The sequence below is a fragment of the Thioalkalivibrio sp. AKL12 genome (assembly GCF_000377925.1).
Lineage (GTDB): Bacteria > Pseudomonadota > Gammaproteobacteria > Ectothiorhodospirales > Ectothiorhodospiraceae > Thioalkalivibrio > Thioalkalivibrio versutus.
In genome coordinates this window covers 1-23,100 of the sequence record NZ_KB898895.1, presented here as the reverse complement: position 1 = coordinate 23,100, position 23,100 = coordinate 1, and the positions used below count along the sequence as shown (strand labels likewise).

Annotated in this window: 20 protein-coding genes and 1 pseudogene; 10 read left to right on the top strand and 11 right to left on the bottom strand. The window is 67.6% G+C overall.

Annotated features, from left to right (window positions below):
* Positions 1-3: 3 nt before the first annotated feature.
* From D579_RS0106800 to D579_RS0106750, 11 genes and pseudogenes are all read right to left on the bottom strand, one after another.
* Complete coding sequence (locus D579_RS0106800) at positions 4-2,019, bottom strand: methyl-accepting chemotaxis protein (protein WP_018951503.1); 2,016 nt, start codon at positions 2,017-2,019, stop codon at positions 4-6.
* 164 nt (positions 2,020-2,183) lie between these two features.
* Positions 2,184-4,082 (bottom strand): ATP-binding cassette domain-containing protein, encoded by a 1,899-nt coding sequence (locus tag D579_RS0106795; RefSeq protein WP_018169249.1) that lies wholly within the window; start codon positions 4,080-4,082, stop codon positions 2,184-2,186.
* Between the two features lie 398 nt (positions 4,083-4,480).
* Positions 4,481-4,745, bottom strand: a pseudogene (locus D579_RS15305) (hypothetical protein).
* 381 nt (positions 4,746-5,126) lie between these two features.
* Positions 5,127-5,960: a symmetrical bis(5'-nucleosyl)-tetraphosphatase gene (locus tag D579_RS0106785; RefSeq protein WP_018951502.1), complete on the bottom strand. Its 834-nt coding sequence runs from the start codon at positions 5,958-5,960 to the stop codon at positions 5,127-5,129.
* Between the two features lie 9 nt (positions 5,961-5,969).
* Positions 5,970-6,368 carry a Co2+/Mg2+ efflux protein ApaG gene (gene apaG / locus D579_RS0106780; protein ID WP_018144096.1) on the bottom strand — a complete coding sequence of 133 codons (399 nt, stop codon included), beginning with the start codon at positions 6,366-6,368 and terminating at the stop codon, positions 5,970-5,972.
* 58 nt (positions 6,369-6,426) lie between these two features.
* Positions 6,427-7,404 carry a glucokinase gene (locus D579_RS0106775; protein WP_018951501.1) on the bottom strand — a complete coding sequence of 326 codons (978 nt, stop codon included), beginning with the start codon at positions 7,402-7,404 and terminating at the stop codon, positions 6,427-6,429.
* 34 nt (positions 7,405-7,438) lie between these two features.
* Positions 7,439-8,242, bottom strand: coding sequence for a 16S rRNA (adenine(1518)-N(6)/adenine(1519)-N(6))-dimethyltransferase RsmA (rsmA, locus tag D579_RS0106770; protein WP_018951500.1), 804 nt, complete (start codon positions 8,240-8,242; stop codon positions 7,439-7,441).
* On the bottom strand, positions 8,239-9,297 hold the full coding sequence (gene pdxA, locus D579_RS0106765) for a 4-hydroxythreonine-4-phosphate dehydrogenase PdxA (protein ID WP_018951499.1): 1,059 nt from the start codon (positions 9,295-9,297) through the stop codon (positions 8,239-8,241). Before pdxA ends, rsmA begins: the two co-directional genes overlap by 4 nt.
* Entirely contained in the window at positions 9,263-10,705 is a 1,443-nt protein-coding gene (locus D579_RS0106760) for a peptidylprolyl isomerase (RefSeq protein ID WP_018951498.1), read from the bottom strand. The genes pdxA and D579_RS0106760 overlap by 35 nt, the downstream gene beginning before the upstream one ends.
* On the bottom strand, positions 10,689-12,938 hold the full coding sequence (locus tag D579_RS0106755) for an LPS-assembly protein LptD (RefSeq protein ID WP_018951497.1): 2,250 nt from the start codon (positions 12,936-12,938) through the stop codon (positions 10,689-10,691). The genes D579_RS0106760 and D579_RS0106755 overlap by 17 nt, the downstream gene beginning before the upstream one ends.
* A gap of 7 nt (positions 12,939-12,945) precedes the next feature.
* The gene (locus D579_RS0106750) at positions 12,946-13,587 is read right to left on the bottom strand and encodes an adenylate kinase (protein ID WP_018144090.1); all 642 of its coding nucleotides are present in this window, start codon (positions 13,585-13,587) and stop codon (positions 12,946-12,948) included.
* A gap of 239 nt (positions 13,588-13,826) precedes the next feature.
* Between D579_RS0106750 and ppa the strand changes: the two genes are divergently transcribed.
* The 10 genes from ppa to D579_RS14200 all read left to right on the top strand — a co-directional run.
* Positions 13,827-14,363, top strand: coding sequence for an inorganic diphosphatase (gene ppa, locus D579_RS0106745; protein ID WP_018144089.1), 537 nt, complete (start codon positions 13,827-13,829; stop codon positions 14,361-14,363).
* Between the two features lie 113 nt (positions 14,364-14,476).
* The gene (gene mrdA / locus D579_RS0106740) at positions 14,477-16,354 is read left to right on the top strand and encodes a penicillin-binding protein 2 (protein WP_018938395.1); all 1,878 of its coding nucleotides are present in this window, start codon (positions 14,477-14,479) and stop codon (positions 16,352-16,354) included.
* On the top strand, positions 16,351-17,469 hold the full coding sequence (rodA, locus tag D579_RS0106735; protein ID WP_018144087.1) for a rod shape-determining protein RodA: 1,119 nt from the start codon (positions 16,351-16,353) through the stop codon (positions 17,467-17,469). Before mrdA ends, rodA begins: the two co-directional genes overlap by 4 nt.
* Positions 17,466-18,497 (top strand): lytic murein transglycosylase B, encoded by a 1,032-nt coding sequence (gene mltB / locus D579_RS0106730; RefSeq protein WP_018951496.1) that lies wholly within the window; start codon positions 17,466-17,468, stop codon positions 18,495-18,497. The genes rodA and mltB overlap by 4 nt, the downstream gene beginning before the upstream one ends.
* Positions 18,454-19,467, top strand: coding sequence for a septal ring lytic transglycosylase RlpA family protein (locus D579_RS0106725; protein WP_081621699.1), 1,014 nt, complete (start codon positions 18,454-18,456; stop codon positions 19,465-19,467). Before mltB ends, D579_RS0106725 begins: the two co-directional genes overlap by 44 nt.
* An 85-nt stretch (positions 19,468-19,552) precedes the next feature.
* Positions 19,553-20,800 carry a D-alanyl-D-alanine carboxypeptidase family protein gene (locus D579_RS0106720; protein WP_018951494.1) on the top strand — a complete coding sequence of 416 codons (1,248 nt, stop codon included), beginning with the start codon at positions 19,553-19,555 and terminating at the stop codon, positions 20,798-20,800.
* A 14-nt stretch (positions 20,801-20,814) separates the two neighbouring features.
* Complete coding sequence (locus tag D579_RS0106715; RefSeq protein ID WP_018951493.1) at positions 20,815-21,702, top strand: D-amino acid aminotransferase; 888 nt, start codon at positions 20,815-20,817, stop codon at positions 21,700-21,702.
* The gene (locus D579_RS0106710; RefSeq protein ID WP_018144082.1) at positions 21,699-21,962 is read left to right on the top strand and encodes a YbeD family protein; all 264 of its coding nucleotides are present in this window, start codon (positions 21,699-21,701) and stop codon (positions 21,960-21,962) included. Before D579_RS0106715 ends, D579_RS0106710 begins: the two co-directional genes overlap by 4 nt.
* A complete protein-coding gene (gene lipB, locus D579_RS0106705) occupies positions 21,959-22,663 on the top strand; it encodes a lipoyl(octanoyl) transferase LipB (RefSeq protein WP_018951492.1) in 705 nt (234 codons plus the stop codon). The genes D579_RS0106710 and lipB overlap by 4 nt, the downstream gene beginning before the upstream one ends.
* A 247-nt stretch (positions 22,664-22,910) precedes the next feature.
* Positions 22,911-23,100, top strand: a 190-nt coding sequence (locus tag D579_RS14200; protein WP_018951491.1) for a helix-turn-helix domain-containing protein, incomplete at its 3' end; no start/stop codon positions are given.

The following is a 23,100-nucleotide window of genomic DNA, read 5'->3' as shown; positions in this document are numbered from 1 at the left end:
CGGTCAGAGCCGGAACTGGGCCAGTGCCTGCTGGATCTCCTTCTCTACCTGCTTGAGCTCGTCGGAGGCGGCGCTGACGCGGTCGGCGGTATTGGCCGACTGATCCGCCTCGTCGGAGATCTGCACGATGTTGCGGTTGATGTCCTCGACTACAGTGCTCTGTTCGCGCGAGGCGACCGCGATCTGCTCGGTCATCTCCACGATCGTGGTCACCGACTGGCGGATCTGTTGCAGGGCACCGTTCACCTCGGAGGTGTGCTCCATGGTGTTCTCGGCCTCTTCCTGGCCGTGCTGCATGGCCTTCACCGCGCTGGTGGTGGCGGACTGCAGGCGCGCGATCATGGTTTCGATCTCGTCGGTGGATTCCTGCGTACGGGTCGCCAGCTTGCGTACCTCGTCGGCCACCACCGCGAAGCCACGGCCGTGTTCACCGGCGCGGGCGGCCTCGATGGCCGCGTTCAGGGCCAGCAGGTTGGTCTGTTCGGCCACGCCACGGATCACCTCGAGGATGGTCCCGATCTGCTTCGAGTCCTCGCCCAGCTTGGCCACGGTGTCGGCCGCCTGTTCAACCGTCCCGAGCAGCGAGGCCATGGACTCGATGTTCTTGCTCATCACCTCGGAGCCGTTGTTCACTGCATTCCCGGCTTCCTGGCCCGCCTGGGAGGTCGCATCGGTGTTGCGGGCGATCTCCTCGGCGCTGCTTTGCAGTTCGTTGATCGCGGTGGCGACGCGGTCGGTCTCGTCGCGCTGGCGCGACACGGCCTCGCGGGCCTGGTAGGCCTCCTGGTTCAGGTTCTCGGTGGCGCGATTCAGCGTCTCGGTGCCGCCGCGGGCATTGCCGATGGCCTGGGCGATCTTGTCGGTGAAGCGGTTGAAGGCCCGGCCCAGCTGTGCGGTTTCGATCAGGCCGTTCTCGTCCAGGCGGCGGCTCAGGTCGCCGTCGCCGTCCGCGATCTCCTCGAGTGCCGCGGTCGAGTGGGCCAGGGCGCGCCGGACCACCAGGATGATGAACACCGCGCCGGCCAAGCCCAGGATCACGCCAATCAGGGCCAGTACGCCCTGGGTGGTCTGGGTCGCGCGCATGTCGGCGGTCAGCGCGGCGGCGCTGCGCTCGGCGCGATTGGTAATCCGCTCGCTGAGTCCCTGGAGGTGGTCACGCGCCTCGATCAGCACGGGCCCGATCTCGGTACGGATCAGGTAGGCGTCTTGCAGTGCCTGTTCACTGCCGTGGATCTCGATCAGGTCATCCAGCGCCGTGTTCTGGGTGTCCAGCGCCCCCTGGAAGTCCTCCAGCGCGATCTGCTGTTCGAAGTCCAGATCGTCGAACTGGTCCATCAGTTGTGCGGTGATGTCGTTGGTGCGGGTCGAGAACAGTCGGACATTCTCGCGGAATGCATCGTCCCGGAAGGCGATAAAGCCGCGCAGGTTCGAGGTGACCTGCACCACCGACATACGCAGGTCATGCAGGGTGTCGAGACGATCCCAGGACCGCTGGAAGCGCGGGAGCCCCATCTCGGCGCTGATCATCATGTTGGTCTGCTGGGTCATCTCGCGGCTGGCGGGGTTGGCCCGGGCATTGGCGATGCCCAGCGCCGGCATGTTTTCGGCGGGGTTTTCGGCCACCTCGATCAGTCGGTCCTCGAAGCTGGCGAACTGGTTGACCAGCCGGCGGACCTCGGTCGCGCTGGCGGACAGTTCCTCGTCGGCGGCGATCACCGGGTTCTCGTTCAGGGCGCGGGTTGCGCCATCGAGGTCACGCATCGCGTTTTGCCACGCGTCGCGGTGGGACTGCTCCTCGCTCATCAGGTAGAACCCGAGAAACGCCGCGCTCTCCTGCAGCAATTGCTCGACGTCATTGACCCGGGCTACCGCCGGGTAGTCGGACTGGGTGAGCTGTTCAACCCCTTGGCTGCCCGTACTCATCGCGCGCAGGGCCAGCAGGGAGTTGATGATCAGGATGGCAACCACCAGGCCAAAGCCGGCGATCAGTAGCCCCCGAATGGAGAGTTTGTCCAGCATGCGATGACTCCTTCTGGGCGCCTTGTGTCCGGCGCTTCACGAACCGGCCGCGACCATTACGACCGCGGACTCGAAAGGTGGTGATTCAACCCCTGTTACGGCCGGCCGCGCTTAGAGTTGAGCCGGTTATTCAGGGAGTCGCCGGAGGATAGACGTGCCGGGGCTCAGTCGGATTCCAGCTGTTCCCAGCGCTCGTAGCAGAGGGCCAGTTCAGACTCGACGGCTTCGAGCCGCGTCTGCAGTTCGCGCATGCGGTCACCGTCGCGCAGGGCATCCGGCTCGGTCATGGCCGTGGTCAGGCTTTGCTGTTCCTGTTCCAGGGCCTCGATCTGTGCCGGCAGGGCCTCCAGTTCGCGCGCGGTCTTGTAGGACCGTTTGCGTGGGGTCGCCGGTGCCGGCTCGGGTGCGGGCGCCGCGGGTTTGGCCGCGGGCTCGGCCTTCGCGGTCGCTCCGGACTCGCCCTCCAGCAGGCGCCGGGTGACCCGTTCGGGCAGGTCGGACCAGCCGCCGACGAACTCCTCGACCGCGCCATCGCCCGGCAGGACCAGGGTGGAGGTCGCGACGTTGTCGAGGAACGAGCGGTCGTGACTGACCACGATAACGGTGCCGGTGTACTCGATCAGCAGCTGCTCCAGCAGCTCCAGGGTCTCCACGTCGAGGTCGTTGGTCGGCTCGTCGAGCACCAGCAGGTTCGCCGGGCGCAGGAACAGCTTCGCCAGCAGCAGGCGGTTGCGCTCGCCCCCCGACAGCGCCGATACCGGCTGGCGGGCACGCGCGGGCGGGAACAGGAAGTCTTCCAGATAGGACAGGATGTGGCGGCTCTCGCCGTTGACCATGACCCGGTCGCGACCCTCGCCGACCGCATCCTGAACCGTGGTCGCCTCGTCCAGACGGGCACGGGCCTGGTCGAAGTAGGCGATCTCCAGCTGGGTGCCCAGCTTGACGCTGCCTGCGAGCGGCTCCATCTGGCCCAGGAGTCCGCGCAGCAGGGTGGTCTTTCCGGCCCCGTTGGGTCCGACGATGCCCAGGGCATCCCCGCGCTGCAGCAGCAGGTTCACGTCGCGCACGATGGGCGTGTCGTAGCCGAAATCGGCGTGTTCCGCCTCGATCACCAGGCGTCCGGAGCGTTGCTCCGGACTCAGCTTCATCTTCACCTGGCCGCCGCGTTCGCGGCGTTCGGCACGCTTGCGACGCAATGCCTGAAGTGCCCGCACGCGGCCTTCGTTACGGGTGCGTCGCGCCTTGATGCCCTGGCGCACCCAGACCTCCTCCTGGGCCAGCTTGCGGTCGAACTCCGCGCGCTGGGTGGCCTCCGTTTCCAGCCTTTCGGCCTGGCGCTCGCGGAAGGCCTCGATGGATGGTGGGTGCTCGTACAGATGCCCGCGGTCCAGCTCGAGGATGCGCGTGGCCACGCTCTCCATGAACTGGCGATCATGGCTGATGAACACCACGGTCAGTCCGCTCTCGATCAGGAACTGTTCCAGCCAGCGGATCGCGGCCACGTCCAGGTGGTTGGTGGGCTCGTCGAGCAGCAGCAATTGCGGGCGTTGCACCAGCTCGCGCGCCAGCCACACCCGTCGCTTCAGCCCGCCCGACAGCGCGGCGAACTGCGCCTCGGGATCCAGGCTCAGGTGCGAAATCGTGGTCTCCACCCGGTTCTGCAGGCTCCAGCCGTCGATGGCGTCGAGTTTCGATTGCACGGGCCCCATCTTGTCCAGGGCGTCCATGTCACCCGATGCCGCGGCCTGGCTCAGGTGGTGGAAGCGTTCCAGCAACCGGCCGGCCTCGCCGAGGCCCTCGGCGACCACGTCGAAAACGGTGCCCTCGATCCCGGGCGGTAGTTCCTGGGTCAGGTAGGCGGTGGTCAGGCCATCCTGGCGGGTCAGTTCGCCGGAATCGGCCTGGGCCTCGCCGGTGATGACCTTGAGCAGGGTGGACTTGCCCTCGCCGTTGCGCCCGGCGATCGCGACGCGTTCGCCGGGCTCCAGGCTCATGTTGACGCCATCGAGCAGGGAGGCCATGCCGTAGGCCAGGTGGATGTTGCGCAGGGTGAGCAGTGCCATTCGAATTCCGGTCGCGAGCAAGTGTTGTTGCGGGCGCCAAGACTATCACCTTGGCGTGCCGTAGCGCGCACCGTGAGGCCTTTCAGGCTCGCCATCCCGGAGCGCGAATTGCGTTCTTTCTACTGCCTGCCGGGAGAGGCTGGCCCTGGTTCGTCGTCGGTGTTTACGGTGCCTTCGTCGGGCCTCCTGCCGCGTTGTGGCAGACCATGGTTCGGCATCTGGTGTTTGCGGTGGCTCCGGTCCGCCGCCTGCCACGCGCTCTCTCGCGAGCGCAACGCGAGGTCCTTTCTTGCTTGCCCAAGAAAGGACCCAAAGAAGGGCACCCGGATTCCGCCCGGGAACCTCGCTCCGGACGTGCTGGGCCGGCGGCGCTGAACTCGCTACGCCTACGGCTTCGCTCAGACATCCAGCGCCTTCTTCCGGCCCATCACGCCCTCCGCGAGGGGCTCCATACGGGAGGAGAAGGTCAAAACAGTCGGCATCTCGTAGGGTGCGGTTGAGCCCAGCGAAACGCACCATCTCCCACGCCGTGCGAAACCCTGATGCGATTCGCTGCGCTCATCACATCCTACGCCCCTACCCCCCCGGCGCCCGCCACGCGGGCGCGGCACGCCATGGCCAAAGGCCACGCGTGCCGAAGATGTATGAAGACCTAGCCATCATCCACTGGCAAGAACGCTGGGATAGCCGTTGTTTTGACCTGCCTCCCCGTTGTCGTCGCGCCGAGTGGAGAGGCTTTTCGCGGGATTCAAGGCGCTGGATGTCTGAGCGTAGCGAGTTCAGCGCCGCCCGCGAAAAGCCTCGGAGCGAGGGAAACCCCGGCCCGCGCAGCGGGCCGGGGTCGCGGCAGTCGGGCGTGTTTCTTGGGTACTTCTTTGCACGAGCAAAGAAGTACCTCGCGGCGCGCTGGCGAGACAGCGCACGGCAGTATGCGGACCGAAGCCACCGTAAACACTGAGCGATGAACCATGGCCAGCCACAACATGGCATATGCGGCCGGATGGAAGGCGGGTGCCCGGAAGGTGGCGCGCGGTAGCGGTCGGGTCAGGTGGGGCAGGGTGTCTGCCAGGTCGTCACGCGGGTGGGATCGCCGTCGGTGTTGTCGAGGCGGGCGAGGGTCATGCGGTTGCCCCAGACGCAGCCGCTGTCCAGGGCCAGCCAGTCCGGTCCGACGCGATGTCCGAGGGCGGCCCAGTGGCCGAACACGATCGGGTGGCCGGCGGTCGCGCGGCTGGGTACCTGGAACCAGGGGGTGAGGCCGTATGGGGCCTCTTCCGGCGGGCCGTTTCCGGCGAATTCCAGCGCCCCATCGGAGGTGATGTAGCGCATGCGGGTGAAGGCGTTGATGGTGTAGCGGGAGCGGTCGTAGCCGTCCAGATCGGGGCTCCACAGCGTCGGTTCATCGCCGTACATGACCTCGAACAGCGCCTGACGGCGGGCGGGGTCGCGTAGATCGGCCTCCACGCGCCGTGCCTCGGTCTGCGCTGTGTCCGGGTCCCAGGCCGGCGGGAGGCCCGCATGCACCAGGGTCCAGCCGCTGGACGCGTCGGAATGCAGGAGCGGGCGCCGCGCCAGCCAGTCCAGCAGGTCGGCGGCATCCGGGGCGTCCAGCACCGGGCGCAGGGTGTCCTTGCCGCCGGGGGGGCGCACGCCTTCCGCGGTGGCCAGCAGGTGCAGGTCGTGGTTGCCCAGTACTGTGGTCGCGGCATCCCCCAGCGCCCGGACCCGGCGCAGGCAGCCGAGCGAGTCCGGGCCACGGTTGACCAGGTCGCCGACCAGCCATAGATGGTCGGCCGCCGGGTCGAAGCGCACCTGCTCCAGCAGGCGTTCCAGCGGGGCCAGGCAGCCCTGGAGGTCGCCGACTGCGTAGAGGGCCATCGGGCCGGCCTAGTGCAGCGTGCGCGGGACGGATAGCGTGAACGGCGGGATTGGCGCGTCGAAGGTGTTGCCGCGTTCGTCGCGCATGCCGTAGCTGCCTTCCATGGTGCCCACCGGGGTCTCGATCACCGTGCCACTGGTGTACTCGAAACTGTCACCGGGCTCGATGCTGGGCTGTTCCCCGATCACGCCCTCGCCGCGTACCTCCTGCGTCTGGTCGCGGCCATCGCGGATGATCCAGTGGCGGTTGAGCAGTTGCACGGTCAGCGCCCCCGCGTTGCGGATCACCACGTGATAGGCGAAGACATAGCGGTCGTCATCGGGTTCCGACTGGTCTTCCACATAGGCAGTGGAGACCTCGATCTCGATGGTGTGGGCTTCGGTGTCGTGCTCTTGGGGCTGGTTCATGCGGTTGCGGCTCCAGATTCGTGAGCGGGAAACGCCCGTGCGCGGGGCAGGCCCGGCGTCAGGGTTTCACGGACCGGCTGGCGTAAACGGCAGCGCCGAGCAGGCCCGGTTCGGGGTGCATGATAAGGGCCACGGGCAATTGCTCAAGCAAGTGGGTCATCGGTGGGCGATTACGGAAGGTGCTACGAAAGCGTGGTCCGCGGAATGCCTCGAGCCAGCGCGGGGCGATGCCACCGGCCAGGAAGACCCCCCCGCTGGGGAGCGCGGTCAGGGCCATGTCCGCCAGTTGCCCGGCGTAGACGCCGACGAAGCGATCGATGACGGCTTGAGCCGCGGGGTGCCCGGCGAGCGCCAGTTCGCCAATCGCCGCGGCGGGTTCGGCGGTCTCCAGGGCCTGTGCCAATTCGGGGTCAGGCTGGCGGTCAAGCTCGAAATGCCCGATGCGGGCGATTCCGCGACCGCTGAGCAGATGCTCGCGTGTGCAGTATCCCAGTTCGCGGGCTACGAAATCGCCCAGTGCGGCCTCCTCCGCCCCGCTGGGCGAGAAGCGCGCGTGGCCGCCCTCGCCGGGAAAGATGGTGGCGGCGCCGGGCGGGCCCACCAGACAGGTGCCGAGCCCGGTACCGGCGCCCGCGACCAGACGCAGGCCGGCGGGATCGTGCGCTCCTTCCTGCAGGGTTTCATAGTCCTGTGGCTGCAGGGCGTCGAGGCTCGCGCCGATGGCGGCAAAGTCATTCAACAGAGTGACGGGCAGCCCCAGGTGATCCGCGAGCGTGGTGGTGTCCAGCGCTGGCCAGGGCAGGTTCGTGACGCGCGCCCGGCCGTGATGCACGGGGCCGGCCACCGCCAGACCCGCCGCAGCAAAGGTATCCACTGTCGCAACCTCGGTGCGCCAGCGTTCGAGGATGCTGGCCAGGTCGGGGTGTTCGCGGCTGCGGTAGCGCTCGCCCTCGTGCAAAGACCACCCGTCCGCATCGCGGTGGGCGCGGGCAACGCGGGTATTGGTCCCGCCAACATCGGCAACGATCAGGTCCATGGGCCCATGGTAGCGGATCGCGGCCGCCGGCTGTTCAGGGGCTGGCGGGGTGGAGGCGTCGAGCCAGGGCTTCGAAGCCGGTGATGTCGATGTTCTCCGGGCGCTCGCCCGGATCCAGGCCGGCGGCCTCGAGGTCGGCGATCTCGGCCAGGCCGGAGAGACCGCGGCGCAGGGTCTTGCGGCGGCTGGAGAATGCCTGGTTGACCACCCGCGCGAAGGTTGGGTACAGCGTCGGCGCGACGCGCGGTTCGGCCAGGGGCGTGATGCGCACGACGCTGGAGTAGACCTTGGGTGGGGGGTGGAAGGCCCCGGGGGGCACGGTGAACAGGGCGGTCGCCTCGGCGCGGGCGGCCAGCATCACCGTCAGGCGCCCGTAGCGCTTGCTGCCGGGGGCGGCAGTCATGCGCTCCACGACCTCGCGTTGCAGCAGGAAGTGCATGTCGCGGATGGCGCCGACCTGATCCAGCAGGTGGAACATCAACGGGGTGGAGATGTTATAGGGCAGATTGCCGACCACACGCCAGCCCCGCTCGGGCAACGCGCCGAGGTCGGATAGCTGCATATGCAGGGCGTCGCCCACGTGCAGGTCCAGGCGTTCTGGGGGGAAGCCGGCGCGCAGGCCGGCCGCCAGGTCGCGGTCGATCTCCACCGCGACCAGATGCTCCAGGCGCTCCAGCAGGGCGGCCGTCAGGGCGCCACGGCCAGGACCGATCTCCAGCACGGCATCGCCGGGTTGCGGGGCGATCGCCGCGACGATGCGCGCGAGGATGCCGGCATCGTGGAGGAAGTTCTGGCCGAAACGCTTGCGGATCGGCGACGAGGTCTTGATTCGGGTCATGCCCTGGGGGTGCTCCGGCGTGCGGCGGCTCGCGCCGCGAGGGTTTCGGCCAGGCGTTCGGCGGCCTGGAAGCTGCCGACCTCGGCGCGCCCGGTGCCGGCCAGATCCAGTGCCGTGCCGTGGTCCACCGAGGTGCGGATGAAGGGCAGGCCCAGGGTGACATTGATGGCGCTGCCGAAGCCGGCATGCTTGAGCACCGGCAGTCCTTGATCGTGGTACATGGCGAGCACGGCGTCGACGCCGTGCAGGGCGCGCGGGGTGAATGCGGTGTCGGCCGGGAGTGGCCCGCGCAGACGCATGCCGGCTTCCCGCAGGCGGTCCAGGGTGGGGGTGATGATCTCGATCTCCTCGCGTCCGAGGACACCATCCTCGCCGGCATGCGGGTTCAGCCCGCAGACGGCGATCACCGGGTCGGCGATACCGAAGTCGCGCTGCAGGTCGTGATGCAGGACGCGGGTCACGGCCTCCAGGCGGTCTGCGGTGATGGCGTCGGGGACCGCGCGCAGTGGCAGGTGGGTGGTGACCAGCGCGACCCGCAGGCCCTCGGTGGCCAGCAGCATCACCGGCATCGGCGCGCCGGCGCGCTCGGCAAGCCACTCGGTGTGACCACTGAAGGCGATCCCGGCGCGGTTGATTATGCCCTTGTGCACCGGACCGGTGACCATCGCCTCGAAGGTGCCGTCGAGGCAGCCGGCGGCGGCCGTGGCCAGCAAGGCCAGCACGTGCTCGGCGTTGGCCGGGTCCAGGGTGCCGGCGACCACCGGGGTTGCCACCGGTACGGGCAGGATCTCCAGGGTGTGGGCCGGGGTGACCGCGCGCGGGCGTTCCGGGTCGAAGTGGATCAGGCGCAGGGACTCGCCGAGCTGGCGGGCACGGGCCTCGAGGACGTCCGGGTCGGCGATGGCGACGCGCTGCGCGTGGCCGCGCTGCCGGGCCATTGCGATCAGGAGATCGGGCCCGATGCCGGCGGGGTCGCCGGCGGTCAGGGCCAGGCGCGGGACCGCGTGGGCCCCGCGCGGATCAGGAGCCGAAGCCGTCGACCCGGTATTCGACATAGGCCTCGTCCCGCAGGCGGCGCAGCCACAACTCGAGTTCTTCCTCGCGCTTGCGGTTTTGCAGGATCTCGCGGGCACGGGCCCGGATCTGTTCGCGCGAGGTGTCGACCTCGCGGCGTTCCAGGACCTCGATGATGTGCCAGCCGAACTGGCTCTCCACCGGTTCGCTGGCCACGCCCGGTTCCAGGGCGTCCATGGCCTCCTCGAAGCCGGGCACCAGTTCGCCCGGGCTGACCCAGCCGAGGGCGCCGCCCTGGGCGGCCGAGCCGGGGTCGTCCGAGTTGGCGCGTGCCAGGTCCTCGAAGCTCGCGCCTTCGCGGATGCGGTTGTACAGCGACTGCGCCTGGCGGCGGGCGTCCTCGTCGCTGCGCACCTGGTCCGGGCTGATCAGGATATGGCGCACGCGGGTCTGCTGCACGCGCGTCTGGTCGCCGCCCTCGCGGTCCAGCAGTTTCATGATGTGGAAGCCGCCGGGCGAACGCAGGACCTCGCTGATCTCGCCTGTGCGCATCAGCACCGCTTCGCGGGCGAACATGCCGGGGATTTCGCCGGCCGAGCGCCAGCCGAGGTCGCCGCCTTCCAGGGCCTGAGGGCCTTGGGACTCGCTGATCGCGACAGTGGCGAAGTCCTCGCCCTCGCGCACGCGCTGGCGCAGCGCTTCGGCCTTCTCGCGTGCCTCGGCGATCTGGCTGGCATCCGCGCCCTGGGGCAGGGGGACCATGATCTGTGCGATGCGGTAGCGCACGCCGCGGTCGATCGCGCCGCTCTCGGAGGCGATCAGGTCGGCGATCTCCGGGTCGGAGACGCGGATGCGCTGATCGACCTGGCGGCGCTGCAGCTGGTTCACGGTCAGTTCGTGGCGGATCTGTTCGCGAAAGGCGTTGAAGTCCACCCCGTCCTGCATCAGGGCCTGGCGCAGTTGCGGCAGGGTCATGCGGTTCTCGCGGGCGATGTTTTCCATCGCGCGGTTCAGGGTCATCTCGTCGATATTGATGCCGACGCGCTCGGCTTCCTGCAGCTGCACGCGCTCGACGATCAGGCGCTCCATGACCTGCCGCGCCAGGGTGTCCTGATCCGGCGGGCGGGTGCCGCGCTCGACCATCTGCTGGGCGATCAGGTTCATGCGTTCCACCAGCTCGCGCTGGGTGATCACGTCGTCGCCCACCACGGCCAGGATGCGGTCGGTGAAGCGGTCGCCCTCCGGGGTGATGGGGGCGGCCGGGGCCCCGCTGTCGCGGGCGGCCCCGGGGGTGACCGGGGCCTCGACCGCGCCCTGCGAGAGGTCGCCGGCCGCGGGCGCGGTCGTCTGGGCCATCGCCGGCAGGCCGAGGCCGTAGACCAGGGCGGCCAGCAGCGGCAGCAGGGCGCGGGCCTTGCCGCGGCGGCGTTGTTCAGGGACGTGCGTCATATCCGGCAATACCCTCGCGCAATAGCGAATCCACGCCGGAATCGAACCGTGCCAGGCCGTCCAGCGTGAGTTGGAAGTAGATCGAGTTGTCGTAGGTCTCGTCGAAGGAGTACGCGCGGCGTGCGACCACGCGGATACCATAGCAGCAACTACGATACTGAAGCCCGGCCAGAAGTTCGAGATCGCGTTCCTCCTGCAGGCTGTAGTTCCAGCGCCCGATGGCGTCGATGCGCTCGGTGACCGGCCACATCACGGAGACATCGGTCTGGTCGATGGAGCGGGCGCCGGCCTCGCGCTGGCGGTAGCCCACGTTGATCCGGGCGCGTTCGCGCGGGCTGTAGCCGACCGAGACCGCCGCCAGGGTGGTCTCGCCGGCATCCTGGTTGTAGAGGATGGATCCGCGGCCGTCCCATGCATCGCCGATGCGGACCCGGCCTTCCAGCGCGAGATCGGAGCGTGACTCGGATAGTGGGTCATCTCCCGAGCGCCGGCGGACCTCGCGGTCTTCCAGATAGTGGATCTGCCCGGCAGACAGGCTCAGGCGTTCGCGCCCGGTCTGCTGGTCGAAGATGCGCGTGGTCAGGGCCGTGGTGACCTGATGGGTGTCGCCCACCCGGTCGGCGCCGACGAAGCGGTCCAGGCTGAACAGGTTGTCGAAGCTGAAGTCGGCCTCGCCGGTATCGAAGATCGGGATGTCATTCTGGTCGCGGTAGGGCACGTAGCCGTAGAAGATGCGCGGTTCGAGGGTCTGCAGGCGCTGGCCGTCCGCGATCGGACGTTCGAAGATCAGTCCGGTGTCGATGGAGGCGCGCGGCACGGTGCGGCTGATCGATTCCGGACCGGTCCGGCCGCGGCGGTCCAGCTCGTAGCGGGTGTGACGGACCCCGAAGGCGGGTTCGAAGAAGAAGCCGCCGGTGTCATGGCGCCAGCGCACCTCGGGGTTCAGGTCGAGCCGGGTGCCCAGCGGGCGCCCGGACTGATCTTCACTGCGCTCGAAACGCACCAGTTCGGTGTCGAGGTCCCAGGACAGGCCGTGGCCCAGGTATTCCCCGGCCTCCAGGGTGATCTGCGGCAGGCGCTGGTAGGGCTCGCCGGCGGCACTCAGCTCGGGGTCGACGATCTGGTAGTCCTCGATGCGCGTGCGCAGGCGATAGGCCGGCTGGTTCCAGGTCAGGTCGGCGGAGCGTCGCAGATAGGGCGTGGAACCGGCGTAGCGGTCGGAGTTGCCGAAATCGAAGAAGTATTCCCGATCGGAGACATCCGCGACGTCGAGGCGCAGGTTCAGGTTGGAGGTGATCCGGGTCTGGTGGCGCCACTGGGCGAAGTGGCGGTCTTCGCCGGTCTCGCGGTCATCCGGCAGGTAGCGGACGTCAAGCACACCATTGTGCCGGGGCTGCAGATAGCGGAACTCGGTGCCCAGCATTACCCCGCGGTCGGCCATGATGCGCGGGGTGAATGTCGCGTCGTAATTGGGCGCGATGTTCCAGTACCAGGGCGTCGCGAGATCGAACCCGGTGCGCCCGCCGGTACCCGCACTGGGTAGCAGGAAGCCACTCTTGCGGCGATCATCCAGTGGGAAGTTGATGTACGGGGTGTAGGCGATGGGCACACCCTTGAAACGGATCGTCGCGTTGCGGGCCACGCCGACGCCGCTTTCGCGGTCCAGCTCCAGGTCGCCGGTGCGCAGCCACCAGGAGTCGTTGCCCACTGGGCAGGTGGTGTATTCGGCGTCCTCGAAGTCGTGGAGGTGCGGGGCATGCTGAACGCCGCGTTCGGCGCTACCGCGTGCCGGGATGGACTGCACCAGGAAATCGATTCGGCGGAACTCGCCGGTCGCCGCGTCCAGGCGATATTCGCCGCCCTCGGTGTGCAGCAGCAGGTCGCCGTCGAACAGCCGGGTGTCGCCCTCGGTGCGCGCAGTGCCGGAGGCGCGATCGTATTCGAGGAAGTCGGTATCCAGGCGTCGCCCGGCCTCGAACAGGTGCACGTTGCCCGTGGCCGAGATGCGTTCGCCATCGCGGCGGACGTGATCGGCGTCAATCTCGGTCAGGCCGCCCTCGAGGGTACGCAGCTCGGGCCATTCGATCCCCGGGGCAAACGCGCATCCCGACGGGCGGTCGTCGGCGGGAACGGTTACGGGGATCAGGCCGGCGGCCGCCAAGCCCAGGCTCACCGCGACCTGCCGCGCGATCGGGTGACGGCGAGGCGCGGAGCTGGCGGGCCGGCGGCTCATCCCGAATTCAGGACAGCAGCTGGCGGATCTCGTCGAAGATCAGCTCGATGTCGCGGGTGCCGTTGATGTGCTTGAGCAGGCCATGACCGTCGTAGTACTCGATCAGCGGCTGGGTCTGCTCCTCGTAGACCTTGAGGCGGTTGACCACGGTCTCTTCGTTGTCGTCCGCGCGGTGGACCAGGTCACCGCCGCACAGGTCGCACACGCCTTCCTTTTGTGGCGGGAAGGTATGGGTGTTGAACACTGCGCCACAGTCGCCGCAGGAGACACGCCCGGTCAGGCGCTGCTTGAGTTCCTCGAACGGGACGTCGATCTGGATCGCGCGGTCGAGCGGCGACTCGATGTCGGCCAGCATGGTATCCAGGGCCTCGGCCTGGGCGACGTTGCGCGGGAAGCCGTCGAGGATGAAACCCTTCTGCGCATCGGGTTCCTGCAGGCGATCGCGGATCAGCCCCAGCACCAGGTCGTCGGGGACCAGTTGGCCGGCATCCATCGCGCTCTTGGCCTGCTTGCCGAGTTCTGTCTCGGCGGCGACGGCGGCACGCAGCAGGTCGCCGGTGGAGATCTGGGGGATGCCGAAGGTGGCGACCATCTTCTTGGCCTGGGTGCCCTTGCCGGAACCGGGGGCGCCCATCAGGACGATACGCATAGCTGACTCCTGCCGGGTGCCGCGCCGAACCGCAGGACTAGCCGGGAACGGGGGCGGCACGGTGAATGGCGGTGGCGAAACGGGGCTGGTCACTGAAGACGCAAACCGTTTCCCGAGCGCGGTCTTATACCGCCTGAAGGTGCTTGCCCGCAACCGTTGGGGCCGCTGGCCGGGTGCCCTTGAGGTGCGTGTCCCCTGTATAATGCCCGGCTAGCCAAACCAACTTTTGGGAAGCAAGCATGGACATGAACCAGATCGAAGCCGGCAAGGATCTCCCCAATGACGTCAACGTCGTGATCGAGATCCCCGCCCACGGGCAGCCCGTCAAATACGAGATCGACAAGGACAGCGGGGCCCTGATGGTTGATCGCTTCATGACGGTCGCGATGTTCTATCCGTGCAACTACGGGTTTGTTCCGCACACCCTGTCGGAAGACGGCGATCCGGTGGATGTGCTGGTGGTCACCCCGGTGCCGCTGATGCCGGGTTCGGTGGTGCGTTCGCGTCCGATCGGCGTGTTGCAGATGACCGACGAGGCGGGTGTGGACGCCAAGATCCTGGCCGTGCCGGTGACCAAACTGCATCCGCAGTACGAAAAGTATCAGGGGCCGGAGGACGTGGGTCAGGAACTGCTGGACTCGATCAAGCATTTCTTCGAGCACTACAAGGAGCTGGAGAAGGGCAAGTGGGTCAAGGTCGAGGGCTGGGCGGACGCCGAGGCGGCCAAGGCGGAGATTGTTGCCAGCTACAAGCGTTTCCAGAAGAGCAAGATCTGACGTCGCCACCCGCTGCATGCAGCGCGAGGCCAGCGCCGGGCCACCCCCCTGGGGCGGTCCGGTCTTTGCGTGGGCGGTGGTCAGTGGGGGTCACGGCCCCGTGACCCCCTGAAATGGCCGAACGCGACGCCTACGGCGAGGAACAGCAGGACCGCGAACGCTTTGCCGTGCGCATCCTGCTGGCGCTGGTGATCCTGGCGGTCATTCTGCTGGCACTGGGCTGGCGGCTTTCGGGCCTGCAGGTCGGTGCGCACACGCACTTCACCACGCTCTCGGAGAACAACCGCCTGCGGGTGGAACCGATTGCCCCCACTCGAGGGGTGATCCGCGACCGTAATGGCGTGCTTCTGGCGGGCAATCGCGCCTCCTATCAGCTGGAGGTCACGGTCGAGCAGGCCGGCGATCTCGATTCCCTGCTCGCCCGCCTGCGCGGTTACGTGGAGCTAAGCGAGGCGGACGTCGAGCGGTTCCAGCGCGGGGTGCGTCAGCGGCGGCCGTTCCAGCCGGTGTTGCTGAAGGCCGGCCTGGACGACGAGACGGTGGCGCGGATTGCGGTTTCGCGCCACGAGCTGCCCGGGGTGGAGATCGAGGCGCGGCCGCTGCGGTTCTATCCGCTGGGGTCCAAGTTCTCGCATGCGGTCGGCTATGTCGGGCGCATCAATCAGCAGGACCTGCAGCGGGTCGACGGGCGTGCCTATGCCGGCACTTCGCATATCGGCAAGAGCGGCGTCGAGCGCTACTACGAGGATCTGCTGCACGGGCGGCCGGGCTATCGCCAGGTGGAGGTGAACGCCCAGGGGCGCGTGATCCGCGAACTCTCGGTGACCCCGCCGCAACCGGGCACGGACCTGACCTTGACCCTCGACGTCAACCTGCAGCAGGCGGCCTATCGGGCGTTGGCCGGGCGGGACGGGGCCATCGTGGCCGTGGATCCGAATAATGGCGAGGTGCTTGCGCTGGTCAGCGCCCCCGGTTTTGATCCCGAGTCGTTCGTCCACGGGATCTCGCAGGCCGACTTTGCCGCGGTGCGTGACGACTATCGCCGGCCCCTGTTCAACCGCGCCCTGAGTGGCCAGTACCCGCCGGGTTCGACGATCAAGCCGCTGGTGGGTCTGGCGGCCCTGGACGAAGAGGTGACCACCGCCGAGCGCGAGATGTTCGCCCGCGGGTATTTCCAGCTCCCGGGGCATGAGCGGCGCTATCGCGACTGGCGTCGCGAGGGGCATGGTCGCGTGGACATGTCGCGCGCCATCGCGGTGTCGTCGGACGTCTATTTCTACGACCTGGCCCACACCATGGGGATCGACCGCATGGTCCCGATTCTGGGGGCCTTCGGGATCGGGCAGCGGACCGGGATCGATTCCACCGGGGAGCGCCCGGGCATCCTGCCCAGCCGCAACTGGAAACGGGCCACGCATGACCAGGTGTGGTTTCCCGGCGAGACCCTGATCACCGCAATCGGCCAGGGCTACATGCTGTCGACCCCCCTGCAGATGGCCGACTTCACTGCGGCCCTTGCGGCCCGTGGCGAGCGTTATCAGCCGCACCTGCTGCGCGCCATGGACAACGGAGTGGGCGAACCCGAATATCGCTTGCCCATGCTGCGGGATCCGGTAACGGTCGACGAGAAACACTGGGACGCCATCCATGGCTCGCTGGTGGAGGCCGTGAACGCGCGTCATGGCACCGCCTGGGGTAGCATCGGAAGTACCCGGCCGGAGTACACCATCGCCGGCAAGACCGGTACCTCGCAGGTGTTCAGTCTGGGCGAGGACGAGGAATACGACGAGGAGGAACTGGCGCGCCGCCTGTGGGACCATGCCCTGTTCGTCGGATATGCCCCGGCCGAGGACCCGCGCATCGCGGTGGCGGTGCTGGTGGAACACGGCGGTTCCGGTGGCCGGGTGGCGGCGCCGGTGGCCCGCGAGGTCCTGGACGCCTACCTGCTGGAGGGGGCGGGCATGACGATCGATGTCCCGGAGGACGAATGATCAGCGTGACCGGCCGCGAGATGTCCGTTAGTCAGTGGGCGCTGCGCAGCCTGCGCCTGGACAGCGTGCTGCTGGTGCTGCTGTCCATCCTGCTGTTGCTGGGGCTGGCGGTACTGTTCAGCGCCACCGGCGAGAGCGTGGTCGCCCTGGAGCGACAGGTCATGCGGATCGGCCTGGGGGTGGCCGCCATGCTGCTGGTCGCCCAGGTGTCCATGCATGCCCTGCGCGCGATCTCGCCATGGCTCTTTGTAGCCGGGGTCCTGCTGTTGCTGGCGGTGATGTGGGTCGGGGATGTTGGCAAGGGCGCGCAGCGCTGGCTGGATCTCGGCTTCATGCGCTTCCAGCCTTCGGAGATCATGAAGCTCGCGGTGCCGATGATGGTGGCCTGGTACCTGTCCCAGCGGGATGGACGTCCGCGCTTCCGCGACCTGGTGGTGACCGCGGCGCTGATCCTGGCGCCGGTCTATCTGATCATGCAGCAACCGGATCTGGGCACCTCGATGCTGGTCGGGGCCGCCGGGTTCCTGGTGATCTTCCTTGCGGGGCTGGGCTGGCGCTGGTTCGTTGGGCTTGGGGTCACGGCGGCCGCCGCCATCCCGATCCTGTGGTCGCAGATGCTGGATTATCAGCGCCAGCGGGTGCTGACGCTGTTCAACCCGGAGTCCGATCCGCTGGGCGCCGGCTATCACATCATCCAGTCGAAGATCGCCATCGGGTCCGGCGGGCTGTATGGCAAGGGCTGGCTGAACGGGACCCAGTCGCAACTGGAGTTTCTGCCCGAGCGTTCCACCGACTTCATTTTTGCGGTCTACGCCGAGGAATTCGGCTTTATAGGTGTCGCGCTGTTGCTGCTGCTGTATTTTGCGATTGTTGCGCGCGGGCTCTGGATCGCCGCGCTGGCACAGGATCGCTACGCCCGATTGCTGGGCGGGAGTATCAGCCTGACCTTTGCGGTCTACATGGTGGTCAATATCGGCATGGTGACCGGCCTGTTGCCGGTGGTCGGCGTGCCGCTGCCCCTCGTCAGTTACGGGGGTACTTCGCTGGTGACCCTTATGGTCGCCTTCGGTATTCTCATGAGCATAGCCTCCCAGAAACGCCTGGTGAATCGATGAGCCTGAACTTGCGCCCCGTGTGGGCCCGCATTGTCCGCCCGACCCTGTTACGGACGGGGCTGGTCCTGTCCCTGGCTGCCGTGTCCCTCCCGGTCGCGGCCGAAAGCGAATTCCGTGCCGGCGATCCGCCGTATCTCGAGCGCGACGAGGTGCAGGCGTTCATCGACGAACAGGTGGAGGCCGGCCGCGACCGCGAGGCGCTGGAGGCGATGTTTGCCGCCGCCGACCCCCAGCAGCGCATACTCGACCTGATCTCCAGCCCGGCCGAGGCGCGGCCGTGGAAGGACTATCGTCCGATCTTCATCACCGACCAGCGCATCGAGCGCGGTCACGACTTCATGGAAGAACACGGCCGCTGGCTCAAGCGCGCCGAGGATCGCTTTGGTGTGGAGCCGAAGATCATCGCCTCCATTATCGGGGTCGAGACCTACTACGGCCGCAACACCGGTGGCTTCCGCGTGTTCGATGCCCTGGTGACCCTGGGCTTTGACTACCCGCCGCGATCGGATTTCTTCCGCCGCGAGCTGGGTGAATTCCTGACCCTGGTGGACGAGGAAGGCCTGGATCCGCGCGAGACGCGCGGATCCTACGCCGGGGCCATGGGGCGCGGTCAGTTCATCTCGTCCAGCTACCGCCACTACGCAGTGGACTTCGACGGCTCCGGTCAGCGTGACCTGTTGAACTCCTGGCCGGACGCGATCGGCTCGGTGGCCAACTATTTCCGCGAGCACCACTGGAGCCATGGTGAGCCGGTGGTGGCGAAGGCGCGGGTCGAGGGGGATGCCCACGAGGCCCTGATCAGCCGTAACTATCAGGCCCGCTTCGGTCTCGACGAACTGGCCGAGCACGGCATTTATCCCGATGAGGCCGTGGACGAGGATGGCGAGTATTCCTTCATTCGTCTCGAGGGCGATGACGGTTACGAGTACTACCTGGGATACCCGAACTTCTACGTGATTACCCGCTACAACCGGAGCCCGCTGTATGCGATGGCCGTGCACCAACTTGCCGAGGCACTGGCCGACTAGTCCGGCCTCCGGGCCTGCGCCCGGGGCGCTCTTGCTGGGGTTTGTGTTGCTGGCGCTGGCTGGCTGTTCCGGTACCCCGGAGCGTGACCCGCGCCCGCTGGGGGACGCCGCCTATGACAGTTACCCCGATGCGGCCGACGTGCCGCAGGATCTCGCCCTGATCCCGGAACCGGAGCCGCGCAACGAGCCGCCCAGTCGCTATGGCAACCCGTCGGAATACGAGGTGTTCGGGCAGCGTTATCGCACCCTGCGGACCAGTGACGGCTTCGAGGAAGAGGGCATTGCCTCCTGGTACGGCACGAAATTCCACGGCCGGCGTACGTCCAGCGGCGAGCCCTATGACATGTATGCGATGACGGCGGCACACAAGTCTCTGCCGCTGCCAAGCTATGTCGAAGTCACCAACCTGGAGAACAACAAGCAGGTGGTGGTGCGGGTGAATGATCGCGGGCCATTTGTGGATGGGCGCATCATCGACCTTTCCTACGCTGCGGCCCATCGCATCGACATGACCGATGCCGGTGTGGCTCGGGTGCGTGTGCGCTCGGTGGGGCCGGGTGATACCGAGTCCGACGACCGAGTTGCGGCCGCGCCGGCCGCGGGGCCCGTCGTCGACGTGGCCGCCGTGACCTCGCCGGAACGGGTGGCCGAGCGAGCCCCCGAACCGCTACCGGAAACAGCAGACTCCGGGATGCCCGCCGCCGGGTCCAGCGGCGAGGGCGCCGGGGGCGGGCGTTTTGTCCAGGTCGGGGCGTTTTCCGAGCGCCAGTCGGCCGAGCAGGTGCGCGAAGATCTGCGCGCCCTGGGTTTCGACCCGGTTCGTATCTCCACCCTGGGGCGGGACGACGGTGCGGACCTCCATCGCGTGCGGATTGGCCCGTTGGCGGATGGCGATGCGGTCCGCGCGATCACGGATCGCCTGCAGGGTGCGGCGCACGTTGATTACCGCGTGGTCGAGAACGCCCAGTAAAGGCTCTGCCGCTGTTGTTTTTCCGGCCCGTCCCGGGCCCCACTCTGCTATCGTAGACCGGTCCTTAAGGAGGTCCTTCCCTGCCATGACTCTGTCCGTCCGCATTCCCTTTTTGCCGTTTCTGGTGGCCTGCCTGCTCGCGATGCTGGTGCTTGCTCCGGTGCACGCGCAGGAACAACAACTGCCCGTGGCCGGGGATGGGGCGATCACCCCCAGCGGGATCCCGCGCCCGCCATCGGATGTGACGGCGGCGAGTTATGCGCTGATGGACTTCGACTCCGGTCTGATGCTGGCCAGTCGCGAGCCGCAAGTGGAGCGCGAGCCGGCCAGCCTGACCAAGGTGATGACTGCCTATGTGGTGTTCGGCGAGATCACCGAGGGCCGCATGGCGCTGGACGATACGGTCACGGTGAGCGAGCGTGCCTGGCGCACCGGGATGACCGGGGCATCGCGGATGTTCATCGAGGTCGGCGAGGAGGTCGCGGTCGAGGACTTGTTGCGGGGCATGATCGTCCAGTCCGGGAACGACGCCTCTACCGCTCTGGCCGAGCATGTGGCCGGCTCCGAAGGGGCCTTTGTCGACATGATGAACTCCCAGGCTCGTGAACTGGGGATGCGCCAGTCCTATTTTGCCAACCCGCATGGCCTGCCTTCCGAGGAGTCGCAGTACACCACTGCGCAGGACATGGTGCTGCTGGCGCGGGCGCTCATTCGCGATTTCCCGGATCTCTATGGCTACTACAGCGAGCGGTCCTTCGAGTACAACGACATCTCCCAGAGCAACCGCAATATGCTCCTGTGGCGCGATTCCGGCTTTGATGGGCTGAAGACCGGCTGGACCTCGAGCGCCGGGTACAACCTGGTGTCGTCGGCCAAGCGCAATGATCGTCGCCTGGTGGCCGCGGTGATGGGCATCGAAGCGGCCGACCATCAGCAGGGCGGGACCCGCCGCGCGAACGAATCCCAGGCGCTGGTGAACTGGGGTATGCGTTTCACCGCGACCCGCAAGCTGTTCGAAGGGGCGCACGAACTGGGAACGCCACGGGTCTACCGCGGGGCGGATACCGAGGTCGCCGTGGGGCTGGCCGAGGATTTCTGGGTGATGGTTCCGCCGGGGCGTGAGGACGACCTGGACGCCTCGATGGAGGTGCACCAGCCGTTGGAGGCACCGCTGGCGGCGGGCGACCCGGTCGGTGAGGTGGTCGTACGCCTGGATGGCGAAGTGATCCGTACCCAGCCACTGGTTGCGTTGCACACGGTGGAGCAAGGTGGCCTCGTGCGCCGCCTGTGGGATGGGGCAGCGCTGGGTATCCAGGCGGCCTGGCCGTTCTGACACGCAGGCCGCGCGTGAGTATTGCCTACTTTAACGGGGACTATCTGCCGCTGGACCAGGTGCGGATCTCGCCGCTGGACCGAGGTTTCCTGTTCGGGGATTCGGTCTACGAAGTGATTCCCAGCTACGCGGGCGAATTCTTCATGCTCCCCGCGCATCTCGAGCGCCTGGATCGGTCCCTCGCGGCCATCCGCATTCTCAGCCCCTTTGATGCGGGGCAGTGGACTGCGCTTCTGGAAGATCTGCTGGCGCGCAATGCCGATCCCGCTACTCCGGATCTGGGGGTGTACCTGCAGGTGACCCGCGGCGTGGCCCCGCGCGATCATGCCTTCCCGCCGGATGCCCGGCCGACGGTCCTCGCGATGGTGAGCCCGATCCGTCCTCTGCCGGAGGCGGTGCGCACGGAGGGTGTGGCGGCCGTGACCGCCGAGGATCGCCGCTGGGGCCACTGCGACATCAAGGCGACCACGCTGCTGGCCAATGTCCTGAACCGCCAGGCTGCGGTCGAGCAGGGTGCGGTCGAGGCGATCCTGCTGCGTGATGGACAGCTAACCGAGGGTGCGGCCAGCAACGTCCTCGTGGTCCTCGACGGCCGTCTGGTGACGCCGCCACTTGCGCCTTCGGTGCTGCCCGGGGTGACGCGGTCACGGGTTCTCGATCTGGCGCGCGAGTTGGGCTACCCGGTGGAGGAGTGCGCGGTAAGCGAGTCGGAGCTGGCACGGGCCGAGGAGATCTGGCTGACCAGTTCGACCCGCGAGATCCTCCCGGTCACCCGCCTTAATGACCGGGTCGTGGGCGCGGGACATCCTGGTCCGGTCTGGAAGGCCCTCCATGCGGCCTATCAGGCTGCCAAGCCGAGTGGGCCCGTGAGTGAGCCAATGCAGTCCGGAGGTGCCGCATGAGTGACCGCGAGACCCTGATCGAATTTCCCTGCCGGTTCCCGGTGAAGGTGATGGGGGATGCCCATCCAGAGTTGATGGAGGCCGTAGAAGGTTGCGTGGCCGAACACCTGGATGCCGATGACGCGGTGATCGAGCAACGGGCCTCGCGCGCCGGCCGTTACGTCGGCATCACCATCACCTTTACCGCGACGAGCCAGGCACAACTGGACGCCTTCTACCGCTCCCTTGGCCGCTGCGACCGGGTGCGCATGATCCTGTGACACCGGCCCCGGTCGAGGTGCGCGAGCTGGGGCTGCACCCTTACGTCCCGGTCTGGCAGGCGATGCAGTTGCATGGGCGCGAACGCGCGGCCGAAGCCCCCGATGCCCTGTGGTGCGTGCAGCACCCCCCGGTCTTCACCCAGGGGCGCAATGGCCGTCCGGAACACCTGCTGGATCCCGGGGCCGTGCCGGTGGTGGCGATCGACCGCGGCGGGCAGATCACCTATCACGGGCCCGGCCAACTCGTCGTTTACACCCTGCTGGATCTCAGGCGCCTCGGGATCGGCGTGCGCCGTCTGGTCGAGTGCCTGGAACAGGCCATCATCGATACGCTTGCCCAATGGGGTATCGAGGCCGAACGTCGGGCCAACGCGCCCGGGGTTTATGTCGGGCAGGCGAAGATTGCGGCCCTCGGCTTGCGCGTGCGCCACGCCCGCAGCATCCATGGCCTCGCCCTGAACGTGGCGCCGGTGCTGGCGCCGTTTGCGCGCATCAACCCCTGTGGCTATGCGGGCTTGCCGACGACCTCCATGCAGGTCCAGCTTGGTGGTCCGGTCGCAATCGACCGTGTTCGCGACGCGCTCCTGGCGAATCTCGCCATCCAGCTGTACGAGGGGGCGGATGTCGCGCTTCGGCATGAGGCGGCGTTGCCCGCCGAACTGGTGCGCGTGCAGGCGCTGGGGCGTTGCCCGGCGCCGTAACACGTCGCCTGGCCTTCCCAAGGCTGGGTTGTGGCTGGTCCTGGTTCGTCCTTCGGTGTTTACGGTGGCTCCGGTCCGCCGCCTGCCACGCGCTCTCTCGCGAGCGCGCCGCGAGGTACTTCTTTGCTCGTGCAAAGAAGTACCTGTCAGGTCTCAGGTGGTTACCTACCGTCGGAGAAGGAGCCGCTGTTTCGAGCTCGGGAGTGGCTAGCTACCCTGTTGGCAGAGCCCCACCGGAGGTGATTCGATGTCCAGTGCGATTCACGTGAACGCCCGTACCACCCCGCGAACCCGGCGCGAGATCCAGCAAGCACCGCCGTCGGTCCGTCACCGGGACCTGGCACGCCGCCTGGGCATCAGTCGCCATACGGTGATGAAGTGGCGCCACCGGGAAGACACCGAGGACCGTTCTCACCGCCCGCACCGGATGAAGACGG

Excerpts from the sequence above, each read along its gene's own strand:
- rodA (WP_018144087.1), top strand. The coding sequence starts at position 16,351 with ATGATCAGCGTGACCGGCCGCGAGATGTCCGTTAGTCAGTGGGCGCTG.
- ppa (WP_018144089.1), top strand. The coding sequence starts at position 13,827 with ATGGACATGAACCAGATCGAAGCCGGCAAGGATCTCCCCAATGACGTC.
- apaG (WP_018144096.1), bottom strand. The coding sequence starts at position 6,368 with ATGAACCAGCCCCAAGAGCACGACACCGAAGCCCACACCATCGAGATC.
- D579_RS0106750 (WP_018144090.1), bottom strand. The coding sequence starts at position 13,587 with ATGCGTATCGTCCTGATGGGCGCCCCCGGTTCCGGCAAGGGCACCCAG.
- D579_RS0106710 (WP_018144082.1), top strand. The coding sequence starts at position 21,699 with ATGAGTGACCGCGAGACCCTGATCGAATTTCCCTGCCGGTTCCCGGTG.
- D579_RS0106755 (WP_018951497.1), bottom strand. The coding sequence starts at position 12,938 with ATGAGCCGCCGGCCCGCCAGCTCCGCGCCTCGCCGTCACCCGATCGCG.
- mltB (WP_018951496.1), top strand. The coding sequence starts at position 17,466 with ATGAGCCTGAACTTGCGCCCCGTGTGGGCCCGCATTGTCCGCCCGACC.
- D579_RS0106800 (WP_018951503.1), bottom strand. The coding sequence starts at position 2,019 with ATGCTGGACAAACTCTCCATTCGGGGGCTACTGATCGCCGGCTTTGGC.
- D579_RS0106725 (WP_081621699.1), top strand. The coding sequence starts at position 18,454 with ATGCGATGGCCGTGCACCAACTTGCCGAGGCACTGGCCGACTAGTCCG.
- D579_RS0106760 (WP_018951498.1), bottom strand. The coding sequence starts at position 10,705 with ATGACGCACGTCCCTGAACAACGCCGCCGCGGCAAGGCCCGCGCCCTG.
- pdxA (WP_018951499.1), bottom strand. The coding sequence starts at position 9,297 with ATGTCGAATACCGGGTCGACGGCTTCGGCTCCTGATCCGCGCGGGGCC.
- mrdA (WP_018938395.1), top strand. The coding sequence starts at position 14,477 with ATGGCCGAACGCGACGCCTACGGCGAGGAACAGCAGGACCGCGAACGC.
- D579_RS0106720 (WP_018951494.1), top strand. The coding sequence starts at position 19,553 with ATGACTCTGTCCGTCCGCATTCCCTTTTTGCCGTTTCTGGTGGCCTGC.
- D579_RS0106785 (WP_018951502.1), bottom strand. The coding sequence starts at position 5,960 with ATGGCCCTCTACGCAGTCGGCGACCTCCAGGGCTGCCTGGCCCCGCTG.
- rsmA (WP_018951500.1), bottom strand. The coding sequence starts at position 8,242 with ATGACCCGAATCAAGACCTCGTCGCCGATCCGCAAGCGTTTCGGCCAG.
- D579_RS0106795 (WP_018169249.1), bottom strand. The coding sequence starts at position 4,082 with ATGGCACTGCTCACCCTGCGCAACATCCACCTGGCCTACGGCATGGCC.
- D579_RS0106775 (WP_018951501.1), bottom strand. The coding sequence starts at position 7,404 with ATGGACCTGATCGTTGCCGATGTTGGCGGGACCAATACCCGCGTTGCC.